Origin of the sequence: Streptomyces sp. RP5T, from assembly GCF_003933965.1 — a bacterium.
In the GTDB taxonomy this organism is placed as follows: domain Bacteria; phylum Actinomycetota; class Actinomycetes; order Streptomycetales; family Streptomycetaceae; genus Streptomyces.
The window spans coordinates 1-8400 of the sequence record NZ_RSAJ01000367.1 but is presented as its reverse complement, the minus strand read 5'-3'; the positions used below and the strand labels follow the sequence as shown (position 1 = coordinate 8400).

Genomic DNA, 8400 nt, shown 5'->3' with positions numbered 1-8400 from the left:
CTCCTGGCGCAACCACAACCGGGTGCACCGCTGGGTCGGCGGGGCCATGGTCGGCGGCGCGTCCGTCAACGACCCCGTCTTCTGGCTGCACCACGCCTTCGTCGACCTGTGCTGGTACCGCTGGCAGCGGCGGCACAGCGGTGCCCGGTACCAGCCCGCGAGGCCGCCCGGCCCGGTCAGTGAGCAGTACGAGCGGGTCGTGGCCCGGCACGAGAAGCTGCCGCCGTGGGACGTGACGCCGGATCAGCTGGAGGACGTCAGCGGGATCTACCGGTACGCCTGAGACCCCGGACGGTCCCACGGAGACGGGACGGGACAGCGAAAAGCCCCGGCGCTCGAGGTGCCGGGGCTCTGTGCCGCGTACGGACGATCAGCCGCCGTAGCCGCCGTGTCCACCCGGGCCGGGGTTGCCCTTGTGGCTGTCGCTGACGTTGGCGCAGCTGTTGCCGAAGGCCGGGTTCAGCAGACCGATCACGTTGACGGTGTTGCCGCACACGTTGACCGGGATGTGGATCGGAACCTGGACGACGTTGCCGGACAGGACGCCGGGCGAGCCGACAGCGGCACCCTCGGCGCCCGCGTCCGCCAGGGCCAGGCCGGCGCCACCGATGACCACGGCACCGGTGCCGAGGGCGACACCAGCTGCCTTCGCGATGCGAGACATCACGTTCTCCTTCTGATCGGTAAGTGCGACGGCAGGACGCGCCCTCGCACTTCCCCTTCAACGCGGAGGCTCACTCCTGGTAACGGCGTTCACGCGGGGATCACCCTTTCCGAAGCGGCGGACCGGGTGCCGCCCGCCTCAGGGGAGCCGCCGTACGGGGGAGCCGGCCAGGTAGGCCTGGATGTTCTCGACGGCCTGGCCGTAGTACGTCGCGTAGTTGGCCTGCGAGACGTAGCCGAGGTGCGGGGTGGCGAGCAGGCGCGGCGCGGTGCGCATCGGGTGGTCGGCGGGGAGGGGCTCGGTGTCGAAGACGTCGACGCCCGCGCCCGCGATCCGGCCCTCGTGCAGGGCGGCGAGGAGGGCGTCCTGGTCGACGATCGCCGCGCGGGAGGTGTTGATCAGGTAGGCGGTGGGCTTGAGGAGGGCGAGTTCGGCGGGCCCGAGCAGGCCCCGGGTGCGGTCGCCGAGGGCGAGGTGGACGGAGACGAAGTCGCTGACGGCCAGCAGCTCCTCCTTGGACGCGGCGAGGCGCACGCCCACCTCCTCGGCCCGCTCCCGGGTGAGGTTCCGGCTCCAGGCGCTGACCTCCATGCCGAAGGCGAGTCCGACCTGTGCCACCCGCGCGCCGATCTTGCCGAGGCCGAGCAGTCCGAGCCGGCGGCCGTGCAGGTCGGCGCCGACGGTGGACTGCCAGGGGCCCCGGGTGCGCAGGGCGTTGCTCTCCTCGACGATCCCGCGGGCCAGGCCGAGCAGCAGCGCCCAGGTCAGCTCTACCGGCGGGGTCGAGGAGCTCGCCGTGCCGCAGACGGTGACCCCGTGCGCCTCGGCGGCCGCGTAGTCGATGACGGAGTTGCGCATGCCGGAGGCGATGAGCAGCTTCAGCCGGGGCAGCCGGGCGATCAGGGAGGCGGGGAAGGCTACGCGCTCGCGCAGGGTGACCACGATGTCGGCGTCGGCGAGAGCGGCGGCCAGGGCGTCCTCGTCGGCGAAGTGGGTGTCGTGGCAGACGACTTCCACCCGGTCCGCGAGCACCGACCAGTCGGCGGACCGGGTCGCCGCCCGCTGGAAGTCGTCGAGCACGGCACAGCGCAGACGCATGTCGGTCCTTCTCCCTCTGCGTGATCCGGGGCGATCCGGGGGTGATCCGTCGAGATGATCGACTCTACGCCGCGGCACTGACAGGGGGAGTTGCGCCCGCACCGCCCCCAGGCGCTTGGCCACAGGCCCCCGCGCGGGGCGGACATGAAAAGACCCTCTGCCCGATGCACGTGGTCAGAAGGTGTGTGCGCCCCCGGCAGGACTCGAACCTGCGGCCAAGCGCTTAGAAGGCGCCTGCTCTATCCACTGAGCTACGGGGGCCGGGTGTGGTGGCCTCTGTCTTGGGTGCCCGGGTGTGGGCCGTTCCGTGACGTTGCCGGGGACAAGGATAGGGCTCCCACGACCTTGTCCTGGTTGCTTCGCCTCCGTGGCTCGATGTGGAGGTTCAGTGAAGCGGTCCTGATAATCGCAGGCAGGTACGAATCGTGCATCGCTTTTGGCGCCTCGCGCACCGGGTGTTGTGCACTCGTTATGCCTGGACTGTGCCTGCGTCCCAGTCATCCCTTCCGCCCCTTGTGTCCGGTCGGCGCGCAGACATGTTCATATGCTTCAGAATTCCCTCAAAATTGGGCATTCTTCACATGTGGTGACCTTGGACGTACGGCCTCAGCTGCTCGACGCACTCTCCGCCCTGCGCGACCGTGTCGCCGCCGCACGCTTCCCGCTGCCCCTGGCGGGGGCCCCACGCGCGCGTGCCAACCGCGACGAACTGCTCGCCCAGCTCGACGACTATCTGGTGCCCCGGTTGAGGGATCCCGAAGCGCCGCTGCTGGCCGTGGTGGGCGGTTCCACCGGGGCCGGAAAGTCGACCCTCGTCAACTCCCTTGTGGGCCGCCGGGTGAGCGAGGCGGGCGTGCTGCGGCCGACCACGCGCACACCGGTGCTGGTCTGCCATCCGGAGGACCATCACTGGTTCAGCGGAATGCGCGTACTGCCCGACCTCACGCGCGTGTGGACGCCCCACCAGGAGGCCGGGGACGACCTCCTGCTGCCTGGCGAGAACCCCGCGCGCGTGCTGCGGGTCGAGACCGCCGACACCCTCCCGCCGGGCCTCGCGCTCCTGGACGCGCCCGACGTCGACTCCCTGGTCGCCGACAACCGCGTCCTGGCCGCCGAGCTGATCTGCGCCGCCGACATCTGGATCATGGTCACCACGGCCGCCCGCTACGCCGACGCCGTCCCCTGGCATCTCCTGCGCACCGCCAAGGAGTATGACGCCACCCTCGTGACCGTCCTGGACCGCGTACCTCACCAGGTGGTCTCCGAGGTCTCGCGGCAGTACGGTGCCCTGCTCACCAAGGCGGGCCTCGGGGACGTGCCCCGCTTCACGGTGCCGGAGCTGCCCGAGTCGGCCTGGGGCGGCGGACTGCTGCCCGCCACCGCCGTGGCATCGCTGCGCACCTGGCTCGTCCACCAGGCGCAGGACCCCGCGGCCCGGCAGCACACCCTCGCCCGTACGGCCCACGGCGTGCTGAACTCCCTCAAGTCCCGGATGCCCGAGCTGGCCAGTGCCGCCGCCGCGCAGTACGCGGCCGCGCTGCGGCTCACGGCGGCCGTCGAGGGGGCGTACGACAGCGAGTACGCGCGCGTGCGGGGGCGGCTCCAGGCCGGTGCCGTGCTCGCCGGGGACGCCCTCAAGCGCTGGCGGGCCTTCCCCCTCGACTGCACCGCCGCCGAGCTCCTGGACGCGCTGGTGGAGAGCCTGGGCGCCCTCCTGCTGTGCGCGGTCACCGCCGCCGACGAACGCGTCGACGAGGCCTGGCGGCGCGAACCGGCCGCGGCCGCACGGGAACTGACGGAGCGCGACCCGACCCTGGAGAGCGCCGAGCACCGGATCGGGATGGCCGTACGGCGCTGGCGGCGGGAGCTGGAGGAGTACGCCGAGGAGGAGATCCGCGACCTCGACCGCGGGGTCGCGCCCGACCCGGAGACGGTCGCCGCGCTCGTCGCCACCGCGCTGCTCGGCGGCCGCCGGGCACGGGTCGCCGGCGAAGGGCTCGCCCAGAGGATCGGCGCCCACGGAGCCCTGCGGCTGCGCGACCGGGGCGGGCGGCTGCTCGCCGAGCACCTGGACCGTGTCGTGCACGGTGAACGCGAGCGCCGGCTCGCCCCGCTCGACGCACTCGACGTACACCCCGAACCCCAGGCCGAACTCATCGCCGCGCTGTCCGTACTGCAGAAGGAGAGGTGACCGATGACCGCCGTCACGGATCAGGACCACACGGAGCGGGCGGGGGACGCCGAGCCGGAGAACGGGGAGGGACCGGCCGGGGAAGCCGGGCGGGACACGGCGGACCCGGAGCGGAAGGACGGGCACACACGCGTGGAGAGCGCCAAGGGCGGTGACGGGCGGACGGACGCCGGGCACGCGCGCGGGGAGAGCCGGGAAGGCGCCGGGGAGACGGACGACGCCGACTCCGGGGGTGCCTGGGACGACGGGCTCATCGCGCGCCGTGTCACCGCCGAGAGCGAGCAGGCCGCGGCCGTGGAGGTCCGCGGGCCCAACGCCCCGCCCGCCGCCCCGCTCAGCTACGACGGCCCCCTGCGCTCCCGTCTGGAGGCGCTGCGGGAACTGGTCGGGCTCTCGCGGGCCCGGCTCGACAGCCGCACGCTCGCCGAGGCCGGCCAGGTCCTGGACGAGGCGGCCGCCCGGCGCAGGCTCTCCGGGCAGCACACCGTCGTCGCCATCGCCGGCGCTACGGGCAGCGGCAAGTCGCAGCTGTTCAACGCGCTGGCCGGAGTGGCCATCTCGGAGACCGGCGTCCGCAGGCCCACCACGGCCGCCCCGATCGCGTGCAGTTGGAGCGACGGCTCGGCGAGCCTCATCGAACGGCTGGGCATCCCGCCCCGGTTGCGGCGGCGGCCGGTGCAGAGCGCCGAGGCGGAGGAGCAGTTGCGCGGGCTCGTCCTGGTGGACCTGCCCGACCACGACTCCGCCGCCGTCCAGCACCGCGAGCACGTGGACCGCATCCTGGCGCTCGTCGACGCCGTCATCTGGGTCGTCGACCCAGAGAAGTACGCCGACGCGATCCTGCACGAGCGCTATCTGCGGCCCATGGCGGGCCACGCGGAGGTCATGTTCGTCGTCCTCAACCAGATCGACCGGCTGCCCGGGGAGGCCACCGAGCAGGTCCTCGACGACCTGCGGCGGCTGCTGGACGAGGACGGCATCGCCCTCGGCGAGTACGGCGAACCGGGCGCGACCGTACTCGCGCTGTCGGGCCTCACCGGGGACGGCGTGGGTGAACTGCGCGAGGCGCTCGGCCAGTTCGTGGCGGAACGCGCGGCCCCCGCGCGGCGGATCGCCGCCGACGTGGACGCCGCCGCCTGGCGGCTGCGCCCCGTGTACGCGACGGGCCGGCGCACCGGGCTGAGCGAGGAGGCGCGCGACGACTTCGCCGCCCGGCTCGCGGACGCGGTCGGCGCCACCGCGGCGGGCGACGCGGCCGAACGCGCCTGGCTGCGCAACGCCAACCGCGCGTGCGGCACACCCTGGCTGCGGCTGTGGCGCTGGTACCAGGACCGGCGCGAACCTCCCACGGGACGACTGCCGTTGCGCGCCCAGCCCGACGAGGAGGCGACCGCGCGGCAGCGCGTCGAGCAGGCCGTACGGACACTCGCGGACCGGGCCTCGGCGGGACTGCCCGCGCCGTGGGCGCAGGCGGTGCGCGAGGCGGCCGTACGCGGCTCCCAGGGGCTGCCCGAGGCGCTGGACGAGCTGACGGCCCGGGCCGGGCTGCCACCGGGCCGCCCGCCGCGTCCGGGCTGGTGGCCGGTGGCCGTGCTGGCGCAGGCGTCCATGACGCTGCTTCAGATCGTCGGCGGGCTCTGGCTGGTGGGCCAGATCGTCGGGGTCATGGCGCCGAACCTGGGGGTCCCGGTGCTGCTGATGGTGGCGGGCATCGTCGGCGGCCCGCTCGTCGAGTGGAGCTGCCGGATGGCGGCACGGGGACCCGCGCGACGCTACGGCGTGGAGGCGGAACGGCGGCTGCGGGAGGCGGCCTCCGGGTGCGGGCGGGCCCGGGTGCTGGATCCGGTGGCGGCGGAGCTGCTGCGCTACCGGGAGGTCCGGGAGCAGTACGGCAAGGTCGTCGGGGTGGGGTGAAGGGCGGCCCGCGGACCCGTTCCCTCGTTCGGGTGGCGGAGTTTTCCACAGCCCGGGGACGGTCCACAGGGCCCAGCGGGCTCGGCCCGGCGGAGGCAGTCTGGCTTCGCGGCGATCGCGGTGACGCGGTCGGCCCGCGGACAGCAGCAGCCGTACGGGACGGGCCCGTACGCATGTCAGGGAGGGGCTCCAGCGATGAACGAGACCATGATCTGCGCGGTGGGCAACGTGGCGACCCAGCCGGTGTACCGGGAGCTGGCGACGGGCGCGTCGGTGCGGTTCCGGCTCGCGGCGACCGCGCGCTATCTGGACCGCGAGAAGAACGAATGGACGGACGGGCACACCAACTTCTTCACGGTGTGGGCCAACCGGCAGCTCGCCACCAACGTGGCGGGGTCGGTCAACGTGGGCGATCCCGTGGTCGTCCAGGGCCGGTTGAAGGTCCGTTCGGAGGTGCGCGAGGGGCAGCCGGCCTGGACCTCGGCCGACATCGACGCGGTGGCGATCGGCCATGACCTCGCGCGCGGCACCTCGGCCTTCCGGCGCACCCAGCGGCCGGAGAGCGCCGCCACGGGGGCGTCCGCGCCGGGCGAGCCCGTCTGGGAGACACCGGCGGACGAGACCGCGGACCGGCAGGAGCCCGTCGCCGTGACATGACGCGGGCCGAGGACGCGCCGGCGCCGACCGAAGTGCGGCTTATCGGCGCATGCGTTCCGGATGCTCCGGTCGACTTGTCGATAAGCCACGCGGTCGAAAGGTCCTGGCGATAACGATTCCGAGTCGGATCGATCTTCCGACCGCCTCCTCGGGAAGAGGGAGGCGGCCGCGTCCCTAGGATGCCGAACACAGCTCCCGGGGCTAGTGATTGTGCTGGTGGGACCGCCAGCCCGCTCGACAACGGGTCCTGCTCGAAGGGGAATTCCGTGTTTTCTGCGTTCTCTGCGCTGTCCGTGCGCGGACGGGCGGCGGCTCGCCTCGCGGCCGCCACGTTCGTCTCCGGCCTGCTCGCCGCCGGTGCGACGGTCGCCGTCGCCGGTACGGCGTCGGCGGACGAGGCGGCGCCGAACCAGAGAGGCGCGACCGCCACCATAGGGGGCCTGAAGACCTACGGTGACGCGGTGATACACGACGCGGGCGGCGATCTCCAGGTGCCCGCCGGGCTGTTCGAGATGTCCGTCGAGGGCGGCGGCACGCTCCAGACCTACTGCGTCGACCTCTACAACCCCACGCAGAAGGACGCCAAGTACCACGAGACGGACTGGAGCGGCACCTCACTGGGCGCCAACAAGGGGGCCGGCAAGATCCGTTGGATCCTGCAGAACTCCTATCCCCAGGTCAACGATCTCGCGGCGCTCGCCGCCAGGGCCGGTATCGCCTCGGGCCTGACCGAGCAGGACGCGGCGGCCGGCACCCAGGTGGCGATCTGGCGCTACTCGGACCACGCGGACGTCGACGCCGCCGACCCGCAGGCAGAGAAGCTCGCGGACTACCTGGAGAAGAGCGCCCGGGACCTCGCGGAGCCCGCGGTGTCCCTGACGCTCGACCCGCCCGCGGTCTCCGGCCGCCCCGGCGAGCTGCTCGGTCCGGTCACCGTGCACACCAACGCGGCCGGCGCCACGGTCACCCCGCCGGCGGACGCGGCCACCAGCGGACTGCGGATCGTCGGCAAGGACCGCAGGCCGGTCACCTCGGTGAGCAACGGCGGCGAACTCTATTTCGAGGTCCCCGAGGACGCGGAGGCAGGCTCGGCGGACCTCACCGCGCAGGCCTCGACCACCGTGCCGGTCGGCCGGGCGTTCGCCTCCGAGAGCCGGAGCCAGACCCAGATCCTCGCCGGCTCCAGCGAGTCGACGGTCTCGGCGGCGGCGAGCGCGACCTGGGCGAAGGAGGGTGCCGTACCGGCCCTGTCCGCGACGCGGAACTGCACCGAGGGCGGCTTGGACATCAAGGCGGTCAACCGGGGCGACGAGGAGTTCGCGTTCGAGCTGATGGGCACGGAGTACGCCATCGCGGCGGGCGAGTCCCGCACGGTGACGGTCCCGCTCCAGGAGGACCAGGCGTACGACTTCACGATCACCGGCGCCGACGGTCTCGCCGAGCGCTTCACGGGGGTCCTCGACTGCCGCACCCGCAGCAGCGAGATGGGCGCCACGACCCAGACCCTCAGCGAGCCCAGTCCCGCCACGGTGGCCGTCCCCACCACCGACGTCAACCTCGCCGAGACCGGCAGCTCCGCGGCCACCCCGCTGATCGCCGGGACCGCCATCGCGCTGGTCGTGATCGGGGGCGCGGCCCTGGTACTCACCGGCAGGAAGCAGAACCGGGCGCAGGACTGACCGGGGCGCGCCGGGACGCCCAGAGCGCGGGACGGGCAAAGGGCGGGACGGGCAGAATGCCGTCATGACCAAGCCATCCCCGTCACCGGCGCGTCACCCCTCCTCGGGCTCGGTGCTGTCCCTGTGGTCGCAGGACTCGGTGCTGTCCATCGGCTCGGTGGGCTCGGTGCTGTCCATCGGTTCCGTGGGTTCGGCCC

At 73.2% G+C, this 8400-nt stretch carries 7 protein-coding genes and 1 tRNA gene; 5 read left to right on the top strand and 3 right to left on the bottom strand.

Annotation, left to right across the window (positions count from 1 at the left end):
* A partial coding sequence (locus EHS43_RS29985) for a tyrosinase family protein (protein ID WP_148104118.1) occupies nucleotides 1-283 on the top strand: 283 nt, incomplete at its 5' end.
* Nucleotides 284-370: 87 nt separating this feature from the next.
* Here EHS43_RS29985 and EHS43_RS29980 read toward each other — a convergent pair.
* The 3 genes from EHS43_RS29980 to EHS43_RS29970 all read right to left on the bottom strand — a co-directional run bounded on the left by EHS43_RS29980 (nucleotide 371) and on the right by EHS43_RS29970 (nucleotide 2023).
* Nucleotides 371-664 (bottom strand): chaplin, encoded by a 294-nt coding sequence (locus tag EHS43_RS29980; protein WP_125193853.1) that lies wholly within the window; start codon nucleotides 662-664, stop codon nucleotides 371-373.
* A 138-nt stretch (nucleotides 665-802) separates the two neighbouring features.
* Nucleotides 803-1762 carry a D-2-hydroxyacid dehydrogenase family protein gene (locus EHS43_RS29975; RefSeq protein ID WP_125193852.1) on the bottom strand — a complete coding sequence of 320 codons (960 nt, stop codon included), beginning with the start codon at nucleotides 1760-1762 and terminating at the stop codon, nucleotides 803-805.
* 188 nt (nucleotides 1763-1950) lie between these two features.
* Nucleotides 1951-2023 (bottom strand) — tRNA-Arg (locus EHS43_RS29970).
* A 322-nt stretch (nucleotides 2024-2345) separates the two neighbouring features.
* On the opposite strand from EHS43_RS29970, the gene EHS43_RS29965 reads away from it, so the two are divergent.
* From EHS43_RS29965 to EHS43_RS29950, 4 genes are all read left to right on the top strand, one after another.
* The gene (locus EHS43_RS29965) at nucleotides 2346-3953 is read left to right on the top strand and encodes a dynamin family protein (RefSeq protein WP_125193851.1); all 1608 of its coding nucleotides are present in this window, start codon (nucleotides 2346-2348) and stop codon (nucleotides 3951-3953) included.
* Nucleotides 3954-3956: 3 nt separating this feature from the next.
* The gene (locus EHS43_RS29960) at nucleotides 3957-5867 is read left to right on the top strand and encodes a YfjP family GTPase (RefSeq protein WP_125193850.1); all 1911 of its coding nucleotides are present in this window, start codon (nucleotides 3957-3959) and stop codon (nucleotides 5865-5867) included.
* 195 nt (nucleotides 5868-6062) lie between these two features.
* Nucleotides 6063-6524 (top strand): single-stranded DNA-binding protein, encoded by a 462-nt coding sequence (locus EHS43_RS29955; protein WP_125193849.1) that lies wholly within the window; start codon nucleotides 6063-6065, stop codon nucleotides 6522-6524.
* A 266-nt stretch (nucleotides 6525-6790) separates the two neighbouring features.
* Nucleotides 6791-8203, top strand: coding sequence for a TQXA domain-containing protein (locus EHS43_RS29950; RefSeq protein ID WP_125193848.1), 1413 nt, complete (start codon nucleotides 6791-6793; stop codon nucleotides 8201-8203).
* Nucleotides 8204-8400 lie beyond the last annotated feature (197 nt).

Coding starts and splice junctions, on each gene's coding strand:
- EHS43_RS29980 (WP_125193853.1), bottom strand. CDS start 664: ATGTCTCGCATCGCGAAGGCAGCTGGTGTCGCCCTCGGCACCGGTGCC.
- EHS43_RS29975 (WP_125193852.1), bottom strand. CDS start 1,762: ATGCGTCTGCGCTGTGCCGTGCTCGACGACTTCCAGCGGGCGGCGACC.
- EHS43_RS29960 (WP_125193850.1), top strand. CDS start 3,957: ATGACCGCCGTCACGGATCAGGACCACACGGAGCGGGCGGGGGACGCC.
- EHS43_RS29955 (WP_125193849.1), top strand. CDS start 6,063: ATGAACGAGACCATGATCTGCGCGGTGGGCAACGTGGCGACCCAGCCG.